Origin of the sequence: Burkholderia sp. JKS000303 (assembly GCF_002563755.1) — a bacterium.
GTDB classification, from domain to species: domain Bacteria; phylum Pseudomonadota; class Gammaproteobacteria; order Burkholderiales; family Burkholderiaceae; genus Burkholderia; species Burkholderia anthina_B.
Map to the genome: position 1 here is coordinate 1,033,011 of NZ_PDBZ01000002.1, position 22,566 is coordinate 1,055,576.

Annotated in this window: 20 protein-coding genes; 5 read left to right on the forward strand and 15 right to left on the reverse strand. The window is 67.9% G+C overall.

Features of this window, described 5'->3' with window-relative positions:
* Positions 1–9 precede the first annotated feature (9 nt).
* Positions 10–1,194 carry a tetratricopeptide repeat protein gene (locus tag BX604_RS26775; RefSeq protein ID WP_098553790.1) on the forward strand — a complete coding sequence of 395 codons (1,185 nt, stop codon included), beginning with the start codon at positions 10–12 and terminating at the stop codon, positions 1,192–1,194.
* A gap of 25 nt (positions 1,195–1,219) precedes the next feature.
* On the opposite strand, the gene BX604_RS26780 is transcribed toward BX604_RS26775, so the two are convergent.
* The 5 genes from BX604_RS26780 to BX604_RS26800 all read right to left on the reverse strand — a co-directional run bounded on the left by BX604_RS26780 (position 1,220) and on the right by BX604_RS26800 (position 6,192).
* The gene (locus BX604_RS26780; protein WP_098553791.1) at positions 1,220–1,411 is read right to left on the reverse strand and encodes a DUF2964 family protein; all 192 of its coding nucleotides are present in this window, start codon (positions 1,409–1,411) and stop codon (positions 1,220–1,222) included.
* Between the two features lie 15 nt (positions 1,412–1,426).
* On the reverse strand, positions 1,427–1,906 hold the full coding sequence (locus BX604_RS26785; protein ID WP_098553792.1) for a universal stress protein: 480 nt from the start codon (positions 1,904–1,906) through the stop codon (positions 1,427–1,429).
* Between the two features lie 179 nt (positions 1,907–2,085).
* Entirely contained in the window at positions 2,086–3,891 is a 1,806-nt protein-coding gene (locus tag BX604_RS26790; RefSeq protein ID WP_179894891.1) for a right-handed parallel beta-helix repeat-containing protein, read from the reverse strand.
* The gene (locus BX604_RS26795; protein ID WP_098553794.1) at positions 3,888–5,021 is read right to left on the reverse strand and encodes a 2-dehydro-3-deoxygalactonokinase; all 1,134 of its coding nucleotides are present in this window, start codon (positions 5,019–5,021) and stop codon (positions 3,888–3,890) included. Before BX604_RS26795 ends, BX604_RS26790 begins: the two co-directional genes overlap by 4 nt.
* A gap of 49 nt (positions 5,022–5,070) precedes the next feature.
* Positions 5,071–6,192 carry a porin gene (locus BX604_RS26800; RefSeq protein WP_098553795.1) on the reverse strand — a complete coding sequence of 374 codons (1,122 nt, stop codon included), beginning with the start codon at positions 6,190–6,192 and terminating at the stop codon, positions 5,071–5,073.
* Positions 6,193–6,500: 308 nt separating this feature from the next.
* On the opposite strand from BX604_RS26800, the gene BX604_RS26805 reads away from it, so the two are divergent.
* Positions 6,501–7,496, forward strand: coding sequence for a LacI family DNA-binding transcriptional regulator (locus tag BX604_RS26805; protein ID WP_257146436.1), 996 nt, complete (start codon positions 6,501–6,503; stop codon positions 7,494–7,496).
* Positions 7,497–7,518: 22 nt separating this feature from the next.
* Here the strand turns inward: BX604_RS26805 and BX604_RS26810 are convergent, their stop codons facing one another.
* The 7 genes from BX604_RS26810 to BX604_RS26840 form a co-directional block, all read right to left on the reverse strand.
* The gene (locus tag BX604_RS26810) at positions 7,519–8,424 is read right to left on the reverse strand and encodes an SMP-30/gluconolactonase/LRE family protein (RefSeq protein ID WP_098553797.1); all 906 of its coding nucleotides are present in this window, start codon (positions 8,422–8,424) and stop codon (positions 7,519–7,521) included.
* A gap of 71 nt (positions 8,425–8,495) precedes the next feature.
* The gene (locus BX604_RS26815; protein WP_098553798.1) at positions 8,496–9,575 is read right to left on the reverse strand and encodes an ABC transporter ATP-binding protein; all 1,080 of its coding nucleotides are present in this window, start codon (positions 9,573–9,575) and stop codon (positions 8,496–8,498) included.
* Positions 9,576–9,606: 31 nt separating this feature from the next.
* Positions 9,607–10,752, reverse strand: a complete 1,146-nt coding sequence (gene dgoD, locus BX604_RS26820) for a galactonate dehydratase (protein ID WP_098553799.1) — start codon at positions 10,750–10,752, stop codon at positions 9,607–9,609.
* Positions 10,749–11,537 (reverse strand): SDR family NAD(P)-dependent oxidoreductase, encoded by a 789-nt coding sequence (locus BX604_RS26825; RefSeq protein ID WP_098553800.1) that lies wholly within the window; start codon positions 11,535–11,537, stop codon positions 10,749–10,751. The genes dgoD and BX604_RS26825 overlap by 4 nt, the downstream gene beginning before the upstream one ends.
* Positions 11,538–11,541: 4 nt before the next feature.
* Positions 11,542–12,444, reverse strand: a complete 903-nt coding sequence (locus BX604_RS26830; RefSeq protein WP_098553801.1) for a carbohydrate ABC transporter permease — start codon at positions 12,442–12,444, stop codon at positions 11,542–11,544.
* Complete coding sequence (locus tag BX604_RS26835) at positions 12,441–13,310, reverse strand: carbohydrate ABC transporter permease (protein WP_098553802.1); 870 nt, start codon at positions 13,308–13,310, stop codon at positions 12,441–12,443. The genes BX604_RS26830 and BX604_RS26835 overlap by 4 nt, the downstream gene beginning before the upstream one ends.
* 70 nt (positions 13,311–13,380) lie before the next feature.
* Entirely contained in the window at positions 13,381–14,616 is a 1,236-nt protein-coding gene (locus BX604_RS26840) for an ABC transporter substrate-binding protein (RefSeq protein ID WP_179894892.1), read from the reverse strand.
* Between the two features lie 380 nt (positions 14,617–14,996).
* Between BX604_RS26840 and BX604_RS26845 the strand changes: the two genes are divergently transcribed.
* Positions 14,997–15,758: a 2-keto-4-pentenoate hydratase gene (locus BX604_RS26845; RefSeq protein ID WP_098553804.1), complete on the forward strand. Its 762-nt coding sequence runs from the start codon at positions 14,997–14,999 to the stop codon at positions 15,756–15,758.
* 317 nt (positions 15,759–16,075) lie between these two features.
* On the opposite strand, the gene BX604_RS26850 is transcribed toward BX604_RS26845, so the two are convergent.
* Both BX604_RS26850 and BX604_RS26855 read right to left on the reverse strand, forming a co-directional pair.
* Positions 16,076–16,786, reverse strand: coding sequence for a response regulator (locus tag BX604_RS26850; RefSeq protein ID WP_098553805.1), 711 nt, complete (start codon positions 16,784–16,786; stop codon positions 16,076–16,078).
* Positions 16,783–18,252, reverse strand: a complete 1,470-nt coding sequence (locus BX604_RS26855) for an ATP-binding protein (RefSeq protein ID WP_098553806.1) — start codon at positions 18,250–18,252, stop codon at positions 16,783–16,785. The genes BX604_RS26850 and BX604_RS26855 overlap by 4 nt, the downstream gene beginning before the upstream one ends.
* 291 nt (positions 18,253–18,543) lie before the next feature.
* On the opposite strand from BX604_RS26855, the gene BX604_RS26860 reads away from it, so the two are divergent.
* Both BX604_RS26860 and BX604_RS38650 read left to right on the forward strand, forming a co-directional pair.
* Positions 18,544–19,284: a winged helix-turn-helix domain-containing protein gene (locus BX604_RS26860; RefSeq protein WP_098553807.1), complete on the forward strand. Its 741-nt coding sequence runs from the start codon at positions 18,544–18,546 to the stop codon at positions 19,282–19,284.
* A gap of 23 nt (positions 19,285–19,307) precedes the next feature.
* The gene (locus BX604_RS38650) at positions 19,308–19,712 is read left to right on the forward strand and encodes a hypothetical protein (protein WP_143748129.1); all 405 of its coding nucleotides are present in this window, start codon (positions 19,308–19,310) and stop codon (positions 19,710–19,712) included.
* Between the two features lie 352 nt (positions 19,713–20,064).
* Here the strand turns inward: BX604_RS38650 and bamA are convergent, their stop codons facing one another.
* Positions 20,065–22,377: an outer membrane protein assembly factor BamA gene (bamA, locus tag BX604_RS26870; RefSeq protein ID WP_098553809.1), complete on the reverse strand. Its 2,313-nt coding sequence runs from the start codon at positions 22,375–22,377 to the stop codon at positions 20,065–20,067.
* Positions 22,378–22,566 lie beyond the last annotated feature (189 nt).

Here is a 22,566-nt window from a genome sequence, read left to right on the forward strand (position 1 = left end):
CGCATTCTCATGACATCACGCTTTTTCGCCGCCTGCGTTGCCGCCGCCATCGGCTGCGCCGCGCTGCCCGCGGCTCACGCCCGCACCTATCTCGCGCCGACGGCATCGCTCGGCAAAGGCGCCTACGTTCATCAGTTCGTGCTGCGCGACCCCGTCACGCACCAGCCGCTGCCGAATGCGCGGTATCGGCTGTTCCTGCCGGGCCAGGTCATCGCGGGCCTGCCGGTCAAGCCGGGCCAGCACGACAGCGTGATCTTCGGCACGACCGACGCCACCGGGCACACCGCGCGGATCCGGCTGCCGAAATCGCATCCGCAGAAGCAATGGGTGTTCAACCCGGTCATCGGCGAAGGCGACCTGGGCGAATCGTTCCGGCTGGTCGGCCCGTCCGGCGACGCGCCGCTCGGCCGCTTCCCGTACGTGCTGGACGTCGAGCACGAATATCTGGCATGCGGCTACTCGGATGCGAACGGCTACACGTACTACGCGCAGTCGCGCACGCCGCGCAACGTCAATCTCTACACCGGGATGCTGGCCGGGTCGGCCGACACCGACTGGTGTGCAGGCCCCGGCGTGGCCATTGCGAACAGCGGAAACGAGCCGGGCGCGCCGGACCTGTACACGCAATACCTCGGCAGCCTGGTGGCCAACGGCGACCGGATCGGCAGCGAACTGCGGCAACAGATCGTCGCCAAGCTGCTGTCGCTCGCGATCGCGGAACGCGACGCCGGCCGCGTGGCCACCGTGCTCGACCTCGGCGACATTCCCGACAGCCGCCTTAACGACATCGGCTACCGGCTCGTCGACGCGGGCGTCGAAGTCGATCGCGGGCTGGCGATGATCGACGCGCATCTCGCGAAAGCGCCGGACGATGCGTATGCGCTCGACAGCAAGGGCTGGGCGCTGTATCGCCTCGGCCGCAACGACGAAGCGCTCGTGTGGTTCGACCGCTCGATCGCGATCTTCGCGAAGGACGACGACGGCGACAGCGATGCGCGCGATGCGTGGGCGACCGGCCTGACGCACAAGGGTGAAGTGCTGTGGAAGATGGGGCGGCAGGATGAAGCGCGCGACGTGTTCGCACAGGCGCGCAAGATCGAGCCGAAGAACGCGGAGCTGGCGGAAACGTTGAAGCGGCTGAACGTGCAGGCCGAGCCGCACCAAGCGGCGGTGTCCGATACGAGCGGCACGTAACTGCGCACGTATCGCTCGTATCGCGTCACCCTTCGCCTTTCGGCCCCGGGTTGAGCATCACGACGAAACCGGCCACGCCGACGATCAACGCGATCGCGCCGCCGCGCAGCGCGATCGGATTATCGAACAGCAGCCCGCTCACGACGGCCATCATCCCCGCGAGCGACACGAACACGGCGATCGCCGCGACGACGATCCGGTACTGGCGACGTATCATCGCGCACCCGCCGCATCAGGCCGCGGCGGCGGCGGCCGGAACGTCGGCAGCGTCGCCGCGAATCAGCAGCACCGGGCACTTCGCGCCGCGCAGGAAACGCTCGGCGACGCTGCCGAGCAGCACGCGCCGGATCCCGCGCCGCCCGTGCGTGCCGACCACCGCGAGATCGATTCCGCGCTCCTTCACATAGCGCTGCAGGCGCTCCGCGACATCCTCGCCGATGCTTTCGGTCTCGACGAGCTCGGCTTCGCCCTTCGCGCCGGCCAGCGCGATGATCTGTTCGGCTTCGCGCAGCACCTTGATGCCGTCGTCGCGAATTTCTTCGACGAGCGCATGCGGGTCGAAACGGCCGGCATACGTGAACAGCACCGACTTGTCGACCACGTACACGACGCTGACGTGCGTGTCGCCCGCCAGCGCCACCTTCACTGCCTCGGCAAGGGCCTGCTTCGACGAAGCGCTGCCGTCGACGGCCACCATGATCTTCTCGTACATGCGAACCTCGCTGGGGTGATTTGCCGCGCGCGGTAGCGCGCGCGGCCATTCCACCATCATCGGCGGGTGGCGGGTTCAAGGGTTGACGACGATCAAACCGGGCAGGCGTCCGGCCTGCGACCCGCTGACGCGGGCAGCGGGTCGCGCGCGGCGGCAGCGTCGGACGCGCGCCCGTGCCGTCAGTGCACGCGCGGCGCGCGATACCGGTTCTGGTCGAACCCGCTCGCGGCGAACCATGCGCCGGCGACCGCGTCGACGTTCTGCCCGGCGAACGACTGGACCGTATCGGGCTCGGCGCCGTGACGGTAGTTCGGCCCGGCGAACTCGGGATCCGCCGCATACCCGAAGTACGCGTTGCCGCTCCACACGATGTTCGCGTAGCTGCCTTGCGGATTCTTCGTCCGGAAGATCGCGCCGCTGTCCGATGCGTTGTAGAAGCGGTTGCCGGTCACCTGGAACGCGTTCGCGTAGCTGAGGTTCTCGACGATCGGCGTCACGAGGCCCGGCGTGCGCGTGATCACGACGTTGTCGCGCACGACGGAGTCGGCCGACCCGGCGGCGGAGACGATTCGCCGCTTGTCGTTCAGGCTCAGGTTGTTGTCGACGATCGCGCCGGTTTCCTGCGCGACGTGGCCCAGCCCGTCGGACCCGCATCCGCAGAACAGCATCAGCCCGACGTCGTTGTCGTGGCTGAAGTTCGCCGTCACCCGCGTATTGCGCGTGCCGAGATCGGCGTCGAACGCCATGCCGTCGCCGGCTTCGATGTTGTTCTGGAGCCGCACGCCGTCGACTTCGTTGTAGCGGAACAGCGCGTCGTCGGTGTTGATCGCCCACGCACCGGCACTGTTGCCCGGCGCGCGCATCCAGATGTCGTACAGGTGGTTCGCCTCGACGACCGGCGCGGTTGCGGTGCGCACGATGATGCCGTCGCCGCCGACGTTGTGGATCAGGTTGTTGCGCAACACGACGCGCGTCATCGGCAAATATTCCGACGCCGCCTGCGTGGCCGGGTTGGTCAGGTATGCCGGGTTGCCCTTGTACGGCGGATAGTCGCCGCACGGCGCGCCGCCCACCCGGCACATCCACGCGGAACGGGTCGACAGCGCGACCGCGTCGACGTTGTAGATCTCGCTGTTCTCGACCGCGATGTCGTCGAAGCCGGTCGGCTTCTCCTTCGTGCCGACCACCTCGTTGTCGCGCGTCACCTCGAACAGCATCCCGCCCGTCGTCTTGTACGAGCCGACCGTATTGCCGGCGACGTCCTGCAGATAGCCGCGCACGTGATGCACGTACACGTCGTCGACGTGATAGTGGCTGCCCATGCCGTAGTCTTCGAGCCGCACGTACAGCCCGAGGCGCCCGCCGGGCGTCGTCGCATCGTTGGTCAGCTCGAGCGAACTGATGTCCCAGTACTGCGTGTTGTACAGATAGATGGCCGCGCGGTTCACGGTCGGGTTGTCCGACTTGCACAGCGAGTAATAGCCGCTGAACCCGCTCGCCGTCTTGTGCTGCTCGGTGATCGACTGGTCCGGGTCCGTCGCGGCATCGGTGCAGCCGGCCGCAATCACGGGCCGCGACGCCTTCGGATCGCCGTACGCGTCGACGACGATCGGCGCGCCGGCCGTGCCCGTGCTGCCGGCCGCCGGTGAAAAGCTGCCGTAGCACGTCGTGCCGCGCTTGAAGCGCACATGCGTGCCGGGTGTGAGCACGATCCGGTTCAGCGTGGCGAGTGCGTCGATCGGGTGCGCCGGCGTGCCGAGCGTCGCGGTCGAGGCCTTCGCGTTGCCGTTGCCGTTGCCATTCCCGTTGCCGCCCGTCGAGCAGTCGACGTACAGCGTGCCCGGCGTCGCGCCGGCCTGCTGCCCGGCAGCGGGCGCGGCAGCCAGTTGCTGCCCGGTGACTGCCGCGCCGTCCGGCGATTCTCCGCCGCCGCACGCGGCAAGTGCGCCGACGAGCGGCGCGACGACCATCTTCCAGTGTTTCAACGTGAGTCTCCCGAAATGTTGCATGCGTTATCCGGCACCGGATCGACGGCCTGTCGATCGTCGCGCCGCCCACCCATTGCGACAGCCGGTTCGTCGAGACGAACCGCCGCCCCCTCGCGTGCCGCGGGCAGCAGCCCCGCCCGCTCGGCCAGCACCCACAGGCCGGCCGCCGCCGCGCCGTCGATCGTGTCGACGGGCGGCCAGCCGAACAGCGCGGCCGCGTGCCGGTATCGCGCGCACAGCGCGGCGTCGCCGATCAGCATCGGCCGCGGCGCCTCGGCACCGGGCGAGCCGGCCGGCCCGTCGCCTTCGGCGGCCAGCCCCGCGAGTTCGTGACCGATCAGCACGCCCGACAGGTAATCGGCCTGCTCGTGCGGCGCGAGCTCGCCGGCCAGCAGCCGCGCGCGGCTGCCGAAGATCGTCGCGAGCAGCCCGGTCGCATGGCCGGCCTGCGCGGTGCGCACGCCGCGCTCGAACGCCGCCTCGACGAACGCCGGCGCCGGCCGCATCGTGCGGCCGAGCAGGCTGTGCGTGCAGAGCAGCGCATACAGCTCGCCCGTCATGAAGGTCCGGAAGCGCTCGATCCGCGAGCCGCGCACCGCGACCCATTTCGAATGCGTGCCCGGCAGGCCGATCCAGCGCGTCGCGGCCGACGCATGCGCGGCGCCGCCGGCGTGCAGCGCACCGACGATCTGCGTCTCCTCGCCGCGCATCACGTTCACGAGCTCGCCGCGCTGGATCAGCCCCGGCACGATATGCACGGCCGTGCCGCGTCGCGTGCGCACCGCATGCAGCGACGCGCCGAGCCGGTCCGCGTCGATCGGCACGTCCGCATACGGCGTCTCGCGCCAGCCCTGCGCGCTGCCGACCATGCCGGCCGCGACGACCGGCAGCGCCGGCCACGCGGCGAGCCACGCGCCGCACACGTCGTCGAACGCCGCCTCGCACGCATCCGCGATCGCGACCTCCGCGCCGCCGATCTGCATCACGCCCCTGGGCGCGGCGCGCTCGTCGAGCACCGTCCGCGCGTCCGCCATCAGGTACGCGCGCAGCGACGTGGTGCCCCAGTCGAGCGCGATCAGGCGCGGCAGGTTCGCTGGTTCGCGATGTCGCTTGCTTGCTGCTTGCATAGGATTCCTCTATTTGACGTATGCGATGCGCCGTGCGGTTTCGTCTCGCTCAGAAGAGCGTCTCGACACCGGCATAGACGCCGGTCTGACCATGCCCCGGCATCGGCGACGCCCCGAGTCCGTTGCCGTTGCCGAGCCCCGGCGACTGCGGGTTCACGCCCAGGTTCGCATTCGCGCTGTTGAACACGTGCGCGGCGGTTGCGTACAGGAACGTGCGTTTCGACAGGTCGTACATCGTGCCGAGGCCGATGATCGTCGAGCGCCCTTCGCCGCTGTGATCGGCGGTCCATTTGCCCGCGTCGATCTTCATCGAGTAGACGGCGCCCTGCAGGTGCAGGAACGGCGTCGCGTCGTAGGTCACGCCGCCCCAGTAATAGTTCGCGGTGCGCGACAGGCCGGCCGGCGTGTCGGGCGCGCTGTAGCGGGTGTAGCCGAGCTGCACCAGCGCCGGGCCGAAGCGGTCGCGCACGCCGATGAACGCTTCCTGCGACGCGGTGAACAGGTTGTCCTCGCGGCCGTACTGGTTGCGGATCTCGTTCCAGATCGCGCGCACTTCGAAGTCGCCGTGCGTGTACGCGAGCGTCGCGCCGTCGGACAAACCCGTTGCGTTCACGTTGTTGGTCGAGCCCCGCAGCCAGCCATCCGAGCTGTTGCCGAGGTTCGCCTGCAACGCGAACGAGAAGCCGCCGAACTTCGGCGACTCGTAGCGAATCCCGTTCGACAGCTTCGGCCCGTTGCGGTACGACGTCAGCGACTCGACCGAATAGTTTTCCTCCAGCAGCGGATCGTACGACCAGATGTAGCTGTTGATGAACGACCCCTGCCCGAGCCGCAGGAAGCCGTAGCGCTCGTTCTTCAGCCCGACCCATGCGCCGCGCTGGAACAGCACGCCGCCGCCGTAGTTGCCGTTCGCCGCGTTGATCGCCGATTCGAGCCAGAACACGGCCTGGTTGCCGCCGCCGAGATCCTCCTTGCCCGTGAGGCCGAGGATGCTCGTCCCCCAGTCGTTGCCCTCGGAGAAGCGCGAGCCCGTCGAATGCGGGCCGTTCTGCACGCCACTCAGGTACTGCACGTCTCCGCCGACCCGCCCCCACACCGTCACGCTCGATTCGGCCTGCGCCACGGCGGGCACCGCCAATGCGAGCGCCGCGATCCACCCATACTGTCGCATCAAGATCTCCTCCTTGTTTTCGTCTGAATTGGGAAAGCGCTTTCCCGCAACGGCAAAAAAATTTCGCGGCGGTTGTCGTGCGTCGTTTTCCGATACGTTTCGAACGGAATGCGCGCGTGCTATGCTCGCGAATTGGGAAAGCGTTTTCATTGTCGGTGCGCGATTGCGCTTTTTCAAGAAAATTCTGGCCCTCCAAGGGATACTACCGAGTCCGGCCGCGCGGCATGCATCCAGCATGGCCGCACGGTCGCCGCCGCCGGCGCGCATGCTATGCTCGCCGGCAAAATGCACTGACACACACTTTCATCGTGGCCAAGATCAACGAAGTCGCCGCCGCAGCCGGCGTCTCCATCGGAACCGTCTCGAAGTTCATCAACAAGACGAAGCGCTTCTCGCCCGACGTCGAGCGCCGCATCGCCGAGGCGATCGCGCAGCTCGGTTACGAGTCGAACCCGCTCGCGCGCTCGATGGCGACCGGCCAGACGGGCGCCGTCGGCGTCGTGATCCAGGACATTCTCAACCCGTACTTCACCGCGATGGTCAAGGGCGTGAACCGGATCGCGCAGCGCAACGATTTCGTGGTCCTGATCGTCGATGCCGACGAGAACCGCAAGGGCGAACGGCCCGCGCTGACGAAGCTGAGCCGGCGCGTCGACGGGCTGATCCTGAACACCAGCATGCCCGACGACGACCTGCGCTGGACCGCGAGCCTCGGCAAGCCGGTCGTCGCGGTCGGCTCCGCGCCGCGCGACGGCCTGCTCACGCTGTACTCCGACCCGATCCGCGCGGGCGAGATGCTCGGGCAGCACCTGCTGATGGAAAAGTATCAGCGCTTCGCGTACATCAGCCTGCCGAACGCGCGTGGCGACGCCGAACGGCGCAGCGGCGCCGAGCAGGTCCTCGCGCGCGCCGGACTGCCGCTGCAGACCTTCAGCGTGCCGCGCGCGACCGTCGCCGACGGCGAGCGCGTGTGCGCATCGGTGATGCTGTCCGCCGATCCGCCGGACGCGGTGATCTGCTACAACGACATGATCGCGGCCGGCTTCATCAAGGAAGCGGAGCGGCTCGGCATCGCGATCCCGCACGACGTCGCCGTGTGCGGCTTCGACAACCTCGAGCTCGGCAAGCTCACGTCGCCCACGCTGACGTCGATCGACACCGAAACCGAGCGCGCGGGCGAAGTCGCGATGACGATGCTGCTCGACGCGCTCGCGGGCAAGTCGCCCGAGCCGCATTCGATGCTCGACGCGCGGCTCGTCGTTCGCGAATCCACGGTGCGGCCGCGCGAACCGCGCCGCCGCTGACCCGCCGACCTTGCACACCTGATCAGCGCGGCGCCGCCGCAACCGCGTCGCCCAGCCACGCGCGTGACACGCAGTGCTGTTCGAGCCCGGCCACACCCGGCCGCGTCTCGAACAGGCTGCCCGCGAGCGGCCCGCGCAACAGCCCGTCCGCACTGACGTTGACCGACGCCGACGTGACGAACAACGTCGCGCGATCGGCACCGCCGAACGCGACGCTCGTCGGCCGCTGCACCGGCATCTCGACGACCGCGTCCAGCGCGCCGTCCGGCGCATAGCGATGCAGCCGCCAGCCGTCCCAGATCGCCGACCACACGCCGCCTTGCGCATCGACCGCGAGCCCGTCGGGCACGCCGCGCGCGTCGCCGAACGTCGCGAACGGCCGCGCGTTCGACAGTTGCGCCGCGTCGACATCGAAGTCGTACGCGAAGATCGTGCGACGCCCGGAGTCCGTCACGTACATCGTCGTGCCGTCCGGGCTCCAGCCCATCCCGTTCGCGCACGCGAAGCCGGCCACCGCGACCCGCGACGCGCGCGCGTGCTCGAAGCAATGCAGATCGCCGAGGCCGTCGCCGTCGTCGGCCATCGTGCCGACCCAGAAGCGCCCGCGCGCATCGACCGCGCCGTCGTTGTAGCGCAGCGACGGCCGCGCGTGCCCGGCATCGGCCAGCCGTTCGAGCGCGCCGCCTGCGGGGTCGAACAGGTGCAGGCCGCTTTTCAGCGCGACGAGCAGCCGCCCGTCGTCGACGCTCGCGACGCACCCGGCCAGCTCCGGCAGCAGCCAGAAGCCCGTCTGGCCCTGGCCGGGCGTGTAGCGGTAGAGCGCGGTGCGCTTGATGTCGATCCAGTAGAGCGACGCCGAGCGCTCGCACCACAGCGGGCCCTCACCCAGGATCGCGTTCGCGCCCTGTACCAGTTTTACTGTCGTCATCGAATGTCTTGTTTATGCGTGACTTCGGCCGCCCGCCGAACGGCGTGCGGAACCTGCGTGCCGAACCGCGCTCAGAGTGCGCGGCCCGCGTCGTCGAAAAAGTGGGCGTGCCGCATGTCGACGCGCACGCCGACCGGCTGCCCCGATGCGACCGTGTATGCGTCGCGGTTCTGCCGCACCGACAGCGGCCGGTCATGGCCCGCGAGCTCGACATACACGATCGTCGCGTCGCCCAGATGCTCGGCGTGCGTGACGCGGCCATCGAGCCCCGTGCCGGGCGCGCCCACCACGAGGTTCTCGGGCCGGATGCCCAGTTGCAGCGAACCCGACGGCCACGCGCGCGTGTCGTCCGGCGTCGCGGCGAGCGAGCCGCCCGGCACGTCGAAACGGATCGCCTCGGCGCCGCCGTGCGCGCGGCACGGCAGGAAGTTCATCGACGGCGAGCCGAGGAACGATGCGACGAAGTGATTGGCCGGCTGCTCGTACAGCGACAGCGGCGAGCCGACCTTCTCGATGCGTCCGCCGTTGAACACCGCGATCCGGTCGCCGAGCGTCATCGCTTCCACCTGGTCGTGCGTCACGTAGATCATCGTGCTGCCGAGCTCGCGATGCAGCCGCGCGAGTTCGAGCCGCATCCCGCCGCGCAGCGCCGCGTCGAGATTCGACAGCGGTTCGTCGAACAGGAACACGCCCGGCTTGCGCACGATCGCGCGACCGATCGCGACGCGCTGCCGCTGGCCGCCCGACAGCGCCTTCGGCTTGCGGTCGAGCAGCGCGGACAACCGCAGCGCTTCGGCCGCCTGCCCGACGCGCGTGCGCGTCTCCGCCGCGTCGACGCCGGCGAGCTTCAGGCCGAACGCCATGTTCTCGAACACCGTCATGTGCGGATACAGCGCGTAGTTCTGGAACACCATCGCGAGCCCGCGCTTCGCGGCCGGCACGTCGTTGACGCGGCGGCCGTCGATCAGCAGGTCGCCCGACGTGATCTCCTCGAGCCCGGCCAGCATCCGCAGCATCGTCGACTTGCCGCAGCCCGACGGGCCGACGAACACCATGAATTCGCCATCCTCGATGTCGAGGCTGACGTCCTTGATCACGTCCGCGCCGTCGTCGTAGCGCTTGCGGATCTGTTTGAGCGTCACACTTGCCATGATTGCGTTTCTCCTCGTCCGTTCGTGCCGGTCACCATTCGGCGACCGAACCATCCTCGCGGCGCCACACCGGGTTGCGCCAGCGGTGCCCCGTCGCGGCGGCGGCCCGCACCTTCTCCTCGTCGATCTCGACGCCGAGCCCCGGTGCATCCGGACGCGCGACGTAGCCCGCATCGAACGCGAACGGGATGCCGCGCGTGTACGCATACATCGCGTTGTCGTCGTGATAGGCGACGTTGGTCGACTGCTCCTGGATGAATGCGTTCGGCGTGCAGAAGTCGATCTGCAGCGACGCCGCGAGCGTGAGCGGGCCGAGCGGGCAATGCGGCGCGACCGCGACGTCGTACGCTTCGGCCATCGCCGCGATCTTGCGCAGTTCCCAGATGCCGCCCGTATGGCTCACATCGGGCTGCACGATGTCGACGACGCCTTCCTGCAGCAGCTCCTTGAACTGCCAGCGCGTGAAGAGCCGTTCGCCGGTCGCGAGCGGCACCGCGCAGTCGCGTGCGACTTCGCGCAGCGCATCGTTGTGTTCGGGCAGCAGCAGTTCTTCGTAGAACATCGGATCGAACGGTGCGAGCGTCTTCGCGAGCGCCTTCGCCACCGGGCGCCGCACGCGGCCGTGGAAGTCGATGCCGAGCCCGACCTCCTTGCCGATCGCGTCGCGCACCGTGCCGAACCGCGCGACCGCACGGTCGATCGCGGCCGGCGACTCGATCCAGTCGGTCGCGTTGACCACGCCCATCTTCAGCGCCGTATAGCCGGCTTCGACGAGCTGCCGCGCATTCGCGGCCATCTCTTCAGGCGTGTCGCCCTTCACGTGTGCATAGACGCGCGCCTTGTCGCGCACCGGGCCGCCGAGCAGGTCGTAGACGGGCACGCCGAGCGCGCGCGCCTTGATGTCCCACAGCGCCTGCTCGATGCCCGAGATCGCGCTCGTGAGGATCGGGCCGCCGCGATAGAAGCCGCCGCGATACATGACCTGGAACAGGTCCTCGATGTGGCGCGGATCGCGACCGATCAGGTAGTCGGCCAGCTCGTGCACGGCCGCGGCGGTCGTGGCCGCACGCCCTTCGACGATCGGCTCGCCCCAGCCGGCCAGCCCTTCGTCGGTGCTGACCTTCACGAACTGCCAGCGCGGCGCGACCGCGAATGTTTCGATTTCGGTGATCTTCATGTGGATGAACGTGTGCGGTTGAACAGCAGCGCCGACATGCCGTTGTCGGCGACGAGATCGGCGCCGGCGATGCCGATCGCCGCGTCCGACAGCAGGAACGCGGCGATCTGGCCGATATCGGCCGGCTCGTTGATGCGTTGCGCGGGGTGCAGCGCGCGATAGGCATCGAGCAGCGCGGGATCGCGCTCGAGCGCCGCGCCGATCGGCGCGTTCAGCGTGAAGCCGGGGCTCAACGTATTCACGCGGATGCGCTGCGGCGCAAGGCTCGTCGCCATCGCGCGCGACATCGCGACGATGCCGCCCTTGGTCGCCGCATACATCTCGAAGCCCGGCACGCTCGCACCCGCATGGTTCGACGCGATGTTGACGATCGCGCCGCCGCCGGCGCGCGCGATGCGCGGCGCGGCGAGCTGCGTGCACTGGAACATCGCGCGCAGGTTGGTGCGGTACAGGCGATCGCAGTCGTCGAGCGAGAACGCGTCGAACGGGCCGTGCAGCGTGATGCCCGCGTTGTTCACGAGCCCGTCGAGCCGGCCGTGATGCGCGTCGACCCGCTCGAACAGCGCGGCGACGCTCGCCGGGTCGGCCACATCGGTTGCGACGAACAGCGCGTCGCGGCCGCCGAGCCGTTCGCGCACCGCGTCGGCGCGCGCGGCGTTCTTCTCCGCGACGACAACCTGCGCACCGCATTGCGCGAGCACCTCGACGATGCCGAGGCCGATGCCGTCGCCGCCGCCCGTGACGACGACCACGCGGCCGTCAAGCGATTCGAATGGATTCATCATGGTGTTACCCCTTGACCGCGCCGGCCGTGATGCCGGCGACGATCCTGCGCTGGAGCAGGAAGAACAGGACGAGCAGCGGCAGCGTGCCCATCACGGCCGCCGGGAACAGCTTGGTTGGATCAATGTCGTTGGTGCCGATGAAGCGGAACACCGCGACCGTGATCGTGAACTTCGACGAGTCGGTCAGGAACAGCAGCGGATAGACGAGGTCGTTCCACACCGACAGCGTGACGAACATCGCGAGCGTGCCGGTGATCGGCCGCAACAGCGGCAGCACGATGTACCAGTACACCTGCAGCGGGCTGCAGCCGTCCATCACCGCCGCTTCCTCGAGTTCGAGCGGAATCCGCTTCAGGAAGCTCGTGTAGAAGAACACGCCGAGCGGCAGGCTCTGCACGGTGTACGCGAGCACGACGCCGAGATACGTGTTGAGCAGGTGCAGGTCGCGGAACAGCACGTAGAGCGGCGTCAGGCTGACGAACATCGGGATCGTCAGGCCGAGCGTCAGCACGATGTAGACGGCGGTCGACAGCCGGCCCTTCACGCGGGCGAGCGGATACGCGGCGAGCGACGACAGCAGCGCGACGAGGAACGTGACCGCGAGCGTGATACCGATCGTGTTCGCGACGCTGCGCCAGTAGTTCATCTGCGTGAACACGGCCGCGTAGTTGCCGAAGAACACGTGGTCGGGCAAGCCGAGCGGGCGCGCGATGATGTCGTCGCCGGTGCGCAGCGACATCAGCACCATGTAGATCGTCGGCAGCAGCACGATCGCGACGATCGCGATCGCGGCGACGAGCCGCGCGAACCCGGGCATGCGGCGCAGCAGCGCGGTCGCGCGCAACCCGCCGCCCGACGTGCCGGCGCCCGGATGGTCCGCCTGAAAGCGTTGACGGATGACATTCACAGGTTGTCCTCCCGGCGGCGCAGGATCGTGTTCTGGGTGGTCGCGACCACCACGACGATCGCAAGCATGATCATCGACAGCGCGCTCGCGAAGCCGAACTTGTAGTCGTTGAACAGGCTGTGGAAGATCTGCAGCCCGAGCGTGGTCGTCGCGCCGTCCGGCCCGCCGTTGGTCAGCACGAGCGGCAGCTCGAAGGTCTTCAGCGTGCCGATCGTGCTCAGCGTGATGTTCACGGTGAACGCCGGCGCGAGCAGCGGCAGGTCGATGCGCGTGAAGCGCACCCACGCGTTCGCGCCGTCGAGCTTCGCCGCATCGTGCAGCTCCGACGGAATGTTCAGGTAGCCGGCCAGGAAGATCGCCGTCGAATAGCCGACGTACATCCACACGTGCACGGCCGTGACGGCCGGCAGCGTGACCGACGGATCGCCGAGCCATACCTGCTGCAGCGCGTCCAGATGCACCAGGTGCAGCAGCTCATTGATGCCGCCGCCGAGCGGCGAGTACAGGTACTCCCACACGAAGCCGGCGATCACCGCCGAGAACATGCTCGGCACCAGCAGCCCGACGCGCAACGCGCCGCGCAGCCGCGGCAGCGAGAACAGCAGCGCGGCGAACAGCAGCCCGAGGCCGTTCTGCACGATCACGACGATCGCCGCATACGCGAACGTGACCACGAGCGTATGCAGGCTCGCCGGATCGCGAAACGCCGCGACGTAGTTCGCGAGCCCGATCCAGTGCGCGTCGCCCACGCCGGAGAAATCCGTCAGGCTCATCCGCGCGGCCTTGAACAGCGGATACAGGCTCAGCAGCGCATAGAGCGCGAGCGCCGGAACGGCGCACCACAACAAGGTCCGGTTGCGCTTCATCACGCGCCTCCTTCGTCGAGCCGCGCCGCGCGACGTTGCGCGGCACGGGAAATGTCAGCAGACAGACGGTTCATCGCGCGGCGGCATCCCAGCGGGCGAGCAGCTTGGCCGGATCCTGGCCGATGTCGAGGAAATACGCGGACATCGAATTCCAGATCGCCGTGAACAGGCCGCCGGTCCACACGCCCTTCGGATACAGCACGACGTGCCCGTTCTTCTGCGCGGCCGCATACGGCTGCGCCTGCGGCGGCATCGCGTCGGTGCCGCCCTCGAACGGGCTGAACCCGGCTTCCGCGTCGAGGAACTGGCGGTCGTTGTCGGGGCGTGCCCAGAACGCGAGCCACTTCTTCGCGGCATCGGCCTGATGCGTCGCCGCGTTGATCGCCCACGCGGTGCCGAGCATGTCGAGCGCAACGGGCCCGTTGCCGGACACGAGCGCCGGCAGCGGCGCGAACTGGAACGACAACCCCTTCGTCGCGCTGAACTTCGCGATGTTCCACGCGCCCTGCGGCATCATCGCGACGCGCCCGGCCTGGAACTCGGTCAGCCCCGTGCTCCACGCGCTCACGCCGTCGTTCAGGCGCGGCACGAAGCATTTCGCGTCCGCGAGCGTCTTCAGCGCGGCCATCGACTGCCTGAATGCAGGATCGGCCGCGAAGCGCGCGGTGCCCGCGCCGACGAACGACTCGGCGCGCGCATCGGCATCGCCGCCGCCGGCCGACAGCCCCGACGCGATCACGAGCGCGGCCGGCGCCCAGCCTTCCTTCGCGGGCAGCAGCATCGGCGTGACGCCGGCCGCGGCCAGCTTCCCGCAGGCGGCCTTCAACTGGTCGACGTCGGTCGGCACCGTCGCGACACCCGCGCGCTTGAGCAGGTCCAGGTTCGCGAACAGGCCGATCCCGACCAGCTCCATCGGCAGCATGTAGGTCTTGCCGCCGATCTGCGTATGGGCACGCACGCCGCGCCAGATCGTCGGCACCCATTTCTCGCCGCTCAGGTCGAGCAACTGGTGCGCGCCCTGCCACTGCCGCATCAGTTCGCGATCGACCATCAGCACGTCCGGCCCGTTGCCGCCCTGCAGCCGCGACGACACGACCGTCGTCGTGTCGTTGCGCGACATGTACTCGAACTTGATCTTGACGTCGGGGTTTTCCTTCTCGAACTTCGCGATCAACGCCGCCATGTTGGCGGGCTCGGCGCCGCCGCCCTTCCAGCCCGTCACGTCGAGCGTGACCGGCGCGGCACAGACTTGCGCCGCGAGGACGGAAAGGACTGCGAAGGTTGCCGTTCGAAGCCTGTTGAACATCTGCTGTCTCCACGTTGTTGTCGAATCGTTGCGTGAGGCGAGCGGTAAACGGCCGCGATGCATCGCGCAAGAAGCCCGCGTTTCCCGCCCGATTCTTCATTTGGGAAAGCGCTTTCCCTATTGTGTCGCACAACGCATCCGGCATGCAAGCACCGGTGCGTCCGGAGCGACTAGGGGATACCCGCAGACCCGCGGCCGGACGGCCGCCCGCCGGGCGCGACGGGCAGGCGGCGTACGGCCGGCCGGCGTGCGGTGGCACACCGCCGCGTCATGATGTGGGTTCCCGACCGAGCGGTCGGCACGCCTGAGGCGCTATCATCGCTGTTGCGACCTTCGTCCGGCCCCTTTTTGCCGGCTCACTTTCAACTCGCTCAACCGACATGACAACGACTACCGAACGCGTGGACGGCGCCGCCCAGCATCTCGTCGCCGCCCGCCATGCCGGCGTGCCCGGCCCGCTGCTGCCCGACGCCTTGCGCCCCGAGAACGTCGAGACCGCGCTCGCGATCCAGCATCGCGTCGCCGACCTGCTCGGCGAATCCATCGGCGGATGGAAATGCGCGCTGCCGCCGCCCGACCGCGTGATCGTCGCACCGATCTTCGCGTCGACGATCCGCGAAGCCGATGCCCCGTACCGCGTCGTCGGCGGCCCGATCGTGCGCATCGAGCCGGAAATCGCCTTCGTGCTCGATCGCGACCTGCCCGCGCGCGGACAACCGTACGACGAGAACGACGTGCGCGACGCGATCCGCGAAGTGCGCATCGTGCTCGAGGTGCTGGGCTGCCGCTATGCGGAGCCCGCGCGTGCATCGAAGTTCGAACTGCTCGCCGACGGGCAATTCAACCAGGGGCTGTGCGTGGGCCCCGTCGTGCCCGACGGGTTGAACGTGCCGCTCGCGACGCTCGCGCTGTCGTTCGAGGGCGCGCTGAACCGCACGATCGACGGCCGCCATCCGGACGGCGATCCGCTCAAGCCGCTCGTGTGGCTCGTCAATTTCCTCGCGTCGAGCGGCGACGGCGCGCGGGCCGGCCAGATCGTGACGACCGGTTCGTATGCGGGCGCGATCGACGTGCCGCTCGGCGATGCGCTGACCGTGCGCTTCGGCGAACTCGGCAGCCTGTCGGTGACGCTGACGGCCTGATGCCTGGCGGCCGTGCAGGTGCCCTGCGGGCCATGCCGATCATTGGCTGGATCACCTTTTCTGCGCACTTCCTCATGAGGAAGTGGCGGAAAAGGTGGCCTTCGACAGAAATTTCGCTCTCGAAAGCGCCGCATCGAGTCGCGGCGTCTCGGTAAAGCAGCGCCGTAAGCCCTCCCCCCGTCCGCTGATCGCCATACCGCACCGGATATGCGCCAGACCGCAGCGACTTGAGCTGCCTGTACACCCTGTTGCATCTGGCTCGTCACGTAGCGCGTCACCATGTACTTCTGGCTCCACGTCGGACAGGACCGGGAGCCTCACGACTGTTCGCCATCCGGCTCGAACCGATAACCGACGCCGTAGATCGAGCGGATGAAATCCTGATCGGGGCGCACGGCCTGCAGCTTGCGGCGCAGGTTCTTGATGTGGCTGTCGACGGTCCGGTCGGTCACGACCCGGTGATCGTCGTAAAGCCTGCGCAGCAGATGATCGCGCGGGTAGATCCGCCCCGGCGTGGACTGCAGCAGCGACAGCAGCCGCAGCTCGATCGGCGTCAGGTTCAGGTCCTTGCCGTCGAGCCGCGCGATGTAATGCTCGGGATCGACGACGAACGGCGACGGCGCCGAGGACTGCGCGGTGACACCCGTGCCTTCCACACGCCGCAGGATCACCTTGACGCGCGCGACGACCTCGCGCGGGCTGAACGGCTTGCACACGTAATCGTCGGCGCCGAGTTCAAGGCCGAGCAGTCGGTCGATCTCGTCGACGCGCGCGGTCAGGATCACGATCGGCACGTCCGAGAACGTTCGCAATTCGCGGCAGATGTCGAGCCCGCTGCGCCCCGGCAACATCAAGTCGAGCAGGATCAGCGAAGGCATGCGGGCCCGCACGACCGTCACGACGTCGCGCCCGTCGTCGAGGATATGCGTGTCGTAGCCTTCGGCCGTCAGGTAGTCGTCGAGCAGCGCGGACAGTTTCGGCTCGTCTTCGACGATGAGGATGGACGCGGGGGTAGCGCGAGTATTCATGCGAGTGGGCCGAGAAGAGGGACGCGAACGTGAATCCACAGGCCGCCGTAAGGCGAGCGCATCGCTTCGATCGTGCCGCCATGCGCGTCGACGATGTGCTTGCAGAGCGCGAGCCCGAGCCCCGAACCGCCGCTCTGGCGGCTGCGTGACGCGTCGACGCGGAAGAATCGATCGAACAGGTGCGGCAGCATCGGTTCGGGGACGGCCGGAAACGAATCCTGCACGTCGATCAGCAACTGGCCGTCGGCCGGCTGGACGGCAACGCGGATGTAGCCGCCCGGATCGGTGTAGCGCAGCGCGTTCTCGAACAGGTTCTGCATCAGTTGCGTCAGGCGGTGGGGATCGCCCGAGATCGGCGTCGGCGCGGCGGGAATCGCGAGTTCGAGATCGAGCCGCTTCGACGCGAGCCGGTCGCGGAACGATTCGGCCACGCCCTCGATCAGGTGGGCGAGATCGACGGGCACCTTCTCGAACGTCAGTTCCCCGATATCGGCGAGCGACAGCTCGTGGAGATCGTTGATCAGCTGGCTGAGCATCGAAATTTCGGCCTGCAGCGACGCGAAGGTCGACGGGCTCGGATGCCGCAGGCCGTCTTCGAGCGCTTCGAGCTCGCCGCGCAGAATGGCCAGCGGCGTGCGCAGCTCGTGCGAAATGTCGGCGATGAAATGACGTCGCGCGCGCCCGGCCGATTCGAGCGTCTCGGCGAGCCGGTTGAAGTCGCTCGCCAACTGGCCGAATTCGTCGCCGCGCTGTTCCGGCACGCGCACCGCATAGTCGCCGTTCGCGAGCCGATGGTTCGCGTCGACGAGCCGCCTGACCGGCGCGAGAAAGGCCCGCGTCAGCACGATCGCGAGCAGCGCCGCCAGCAGCGCGGCAGCGCCGACGATCATCCAGGTCACGCGAACCTGCTCCGCCTGGAACTTCCGGTCGGCCGCATGAAACGGGCCGCCGTTGTCCTCCACCGACAGCCAGCCGACCGTCTTGCCGGCCACCGTCAACGGGCGGAGTGCGGTATCGGGCAGCGGCGGCGGACCTTCGCCCGCGATGCGCTGCTTGCCTGCGTCGTAGAGGAACACGGGCGGCATCCGCCGCCAGTTCGGCGGCCCGCTGTTCAGCGGCGGCGCCCGGCCGGCGTCGCGGGCCTCCATGCCGGGCGGCGGGCCGGGTTCGCCGGCCATGCCCGGCGGGCCGGGCGGCCGGTTATCGGGCGCGCCGGCGCCACCCGCATTGACGAACGCATCCCACGCCTGCGGATCGTCGGCGAGGAATTTCCAGTTGCCATGACCGAGGTACGCGCGCTCGAGACGCTGCTCGAGCTGCTGGCTCTCCATCGTGTTGCGACGCGTCACGTAGTCGAGAAAGTTGTTTTCGAAGCTGAACCGGATCGCCGCGCCCATCGCGATCGCGACGACCGTGCACGGAACGAGAATGGCGAGGAACAGCTTCGACGTGATGCCCAGTTTCATACGGTGTGGCCGCACAGGTTGATCTTCCGATAGCGCCCGTCAGGTCGAAGCGAGGAGACGTGGCATGCGGCATCCGGGCGGCAATGCGAGGTCTGCCCCTGCCGGATTGTCCGCGATCGGCCGGCCCAATAGGTGCCGCGGCCGCAATTTCCACAGTTTTTCCTCAATTTCCTCATCTTCGATGCGAAGTTGGATTTTAGGCTGCGACGCATGCCGTTTCCCCGTCATCCGCCCGAGCGGCGCAGGGGGAGTCGCCCCTGTCGGGCCCACCACCATGATCGTTGACTCGCCATGACCATCCAGATCCTCGTCGTCGAACCGGCCACGGAGGTACGCGACGCATTGCGCGCCTGCTTCAGCAAGAACCAGATCGAGATGTCGGTTCTTTACAATTTACCATCGCTGCTGCCCCGCCTCGACAAGGAGCTGCCGTCCGCGATCGTGATGCGGGCGGAACAGCCCATCGACGGCCTGAAGACCGCGCTCAGGCAGTTGCGCGATGCCGGCCACGAGATGCCGGTGATCGTCGTCAGCCGCTCGGCGGACGTGGTCGACAAGATCGTCGCGCTCGAACTCGGCGCGGACGACTATCTGGTCGATCCGTTCGACCCGCACGAACTCGTCGCACGGATCCGCTGCGTGCTGCGCCGCTGTACCGCGAATCCCTATCGGTTGCCCGACGAGGGCAAGCGCTATCAGTTCGGCGAGATCGAAGTGGATTTCTGCGCGCGACGCGTGTACATGGCCGGCCGCACGCTGAGCTTTCGCGAAAGCGAATTCCTGTTGCTCAAGGTATTCGCGTCGCATCCGATGCGCGTGCTGTCGCGGATGAACATCCTGTCGCTGCTCGGCAAGAATTCGCTGCAGCAATCGGAGCGCGGGCTCGACGTCCTGGTGTTCCGGTTGCGCACGCTGATCGAGCATACGACCGGCCATCGCTACATCCAGACCGTGCGCGGCAGGGGCTACATCTTCGTGCCCACGCTACTCGACGAACGCGTATCGGGCCGGACGACCGCCGCCTGGGCATGATGTCGCGACTCCGGAACCGCGCCGTGATCAAACCGGCCATGCGTCTGCTCGTCGTGTCGTGCCTGCTGATGCTGTCGCATCCAGCCCCGGCCCAGCAACCGCCCGATCGCCCGGGCTCCGATCCTGCCGGACACGACGACCGTGGCCCGCCGGATCGTTTCGGTCCACCGCCCGGCATGCCGCCGGATCGTCTCGGCCCGCCTCACGGTATGCCGCCCGATCGTCTCGGCCCGCCTCACGGCATGCCGCCGGATCGCCTCGGCCCGCCACCACCCGGCATGTCGCCGGATCGTCGCGGCCCGCCTCCCGGCATGCCACCAGGCCCGCCTTTCGGCGCCGCGATTCCGCAAAACGGCGCGTATCGGGAAATGCGCGCGGCGCATGCTCACCAGTCGCTTCCCGGCGTCACGGCAATCGCCGGTCAATGAGCCCTTCATGCCGGCAGCCGTTGCTGCCAGTGTCACCGCAAGCGTTTTGCTTGATCCATACCGTCGATAGACGAGAGAGAGAAAGAACATCATGAAAAAAGCATGTGCAATGATCGGAGTGTGCGCGCTGGTGCTGGCGCTCGGCGGATGTTGCTGGTGGCCGTACTGCTTCGGCCCGGGCGGCGGCGGTTACGGCGGGCCGGGTGGAAGCGGCCCCGGGGGCCCGGGACCGGGGCCAGGACGAGGCGGCCCGCAGGGGGCGATTACCGTCCCGCATTCGCAGAACCTTGCCTGATCGATCGGGACACCGCGCCCGGGTCGGGCTTTCGATCCGGGCGCGGCGCACCGGCCGTCAGAACGACGTGCCGATCTGAAACTGGAATTTCTGATACTTGTCGGTACTGTGACGGACGATCGGGAAACCGAGGCTGAGCTTCAGCGGCCCGATCGGCGAGATCCACGACAGCCCCGCGCCGTACGAGTAGCGCAGCCCGTTGGTGCCCGTACTGCTGCCTTCGGTGCCCCAGACGTTACCGCCGTCGACGAACGTGAACACGCGCAGCGTGCGGTCGTAACCGGAGCCCGGCAGCGGCAGCGTCAGTTCGACGCTGCCGGCGACCATCTTCGAGCCGCCGATCGGATCGCCCGTCGTCGTATCGCGCGGGCCGAGCGAACTCGTTTCGTAGCCGCGCACCGAGCCGATCCCGCCCGCGTAGTAGTTCTCGAAGATCGGATACGGCTTGCCGCCGATCCCGTTGCCGTAGCCGCCTTGCAGGTTGAAGCCCAGCACGAAGCCGCGTGCAAACGAGTAGTAATACTGCGCATTCGCATTCGCCTTGTAGTACGTCACCGACGTGATCGGCGTGCCGTACTCGGCCGACGCCTGTGCGTAGTAGCCGCGACTCGGCGCGAGCGCGCTGTCGCGCGAGTCGCGCGCCCAGCTCACCGAGATCGGGACGACGTTCGATACGCGGCCGAAGGAGTTCACGTAGTCCAGATAGCTTTGCGGCGTTTTCGAGTCGACGGTCAGCCGGTACTGCTCGAGCGCCGCGCCGAAGTAAACCATGTCCGTTTCGGAAAACGGGATGCCGAACTTGAGGCTGGCACCGATCGTGGCGATCCGGAAACTCGTGTCGCTGGACGACGAGTAATAGAACGGGTAGCTCGTCTTGTAGTACACGCTCGTGATCCGCTGGATGCCGTCGACCGTGAAGTACGGATCGGTTTGCGTGACCGACAGCGTCCGATAGCTTTTCGCGGTGTTCAGGTTGACCCCGAGGCTCGTGCCCGAGCCGAACACGTTGTCCTGCGTCACGCCGGCCGACAGCACGACCTTGTCCGACGACGACAGGCCGCCGCCGAGCGTGAGCGACCCGGTCGGCTTCTCCGCGACCTTGACCCGCAGGTCAACCTGGTCCCTGTCGCCGTCGACGGGCACGGTCGCCACGTCGACATCGGTGAAGTAGCCGAGCCGGCTGATGCGCTCCTTCGACAACGCGATCCGGCTCGAGTCGAACCAGGCGTCCTCGAACTGGCGCATCTCGCGGCGGATGACTTCGTCGCGCGTGCGCGTGTTGCCGGCGATGTCGACATGACGGACGTAGACACGCCGGCCCGGCAGGACCGATAGTGTCAGCGCCACGCGATGTGCCGCGCGGTCGATGTCCGGTTGCGCGTTGACGGTCGCGAATGCGTAGCCGTACTCGCCCAGCTTGTCGACGATCGCCTGGGTCGTCTGCTGCAGCTTGTCCGCGGAAAAGCGTTCCCCGGGCACCACCTTCACCCGCTTGCGCAGTTCCGCGTCGCGTCCGAGCAGGTCGCCGGCGAGCGTGATGGCCGACACCGTGTACGGTTCGCCTTCGTGCACGCCGATCGTCAGGTACATGTCGCGCTTGTCCGGCGAGATCGACACCTGCGTCGAATCGATGCTGAACTCGAGATAGCCGCGATTCAGGTAGTACGCGCGGACGTTCTCGAGATCGCCGGTCAGCTTGTCCTTCGAATACAGGTCGTTCTTCGTGTACCAGCTCGACCAGGTCGGCGTGGACGACTGCATTTCGTCGAGCAGCGTGCTCGTGGCAAACGCCTGATTGCCGATGAAGTTGACCTGGCGGATCTTCGCGCTGGGGCCTTCGGCGACCGAGAAAAGCAGCGACACGCGGTTCGCATCGAGCGGCGTGACCGTCGTCGTCACCTCGGCCGCGTAATAGCCGCGCGTCAGATACTGGCGCTTGAGCGCCTGCTCCGCCTTCTGCGCGAGCGACCGGTCGTACGCGACGCCGGGCGACAGGCCGACCGCCTTCATCGCCTTGCCGAGGTTGTCCTTGTCGAATTCGGCGATACCGCCGAATTCGACCGCGGCGATCGTGGGCCGCTCGACGACGTTGACGACGACGACGTCGCCGTCGGTCGACACGGTGACGTTGCTGAAGAACCCCGTCGCGTAGAGCGACCGGATCACCTGCGTGCCGAGATCGTCGGTAAGCGCGTCGCCGACCTTGACCGGCAGGTAGGTCAGCAGCGTGCGCGATTCGATGCGCTTCAGTCCGTTGATGCGGATATCGAGGATCGCGGCCGGCCGTACGGCAAACGCGTGGTCGGGCGCTGCGCTGCCGGCGAGGATCAGGCCGAGTGCGGTGTAGTGCGCGAGTGTCTTCTTGAACATTCGGATGGTGAGCTGAACGGGCGGGACGGATTGAGCAGATTGATTCGCTCGGCGGGCGCGCGATGTCGCGTCCGTGACGACGATCAGGCGTGGAGTGTAGAAGCGGGCCCGGGTGCCTGGGTTACCGCGTCCTAGCCGGATGTTTCACACGACTCGGGAATGTTTCAGGCCTGTCACTCTGTCGAGAAA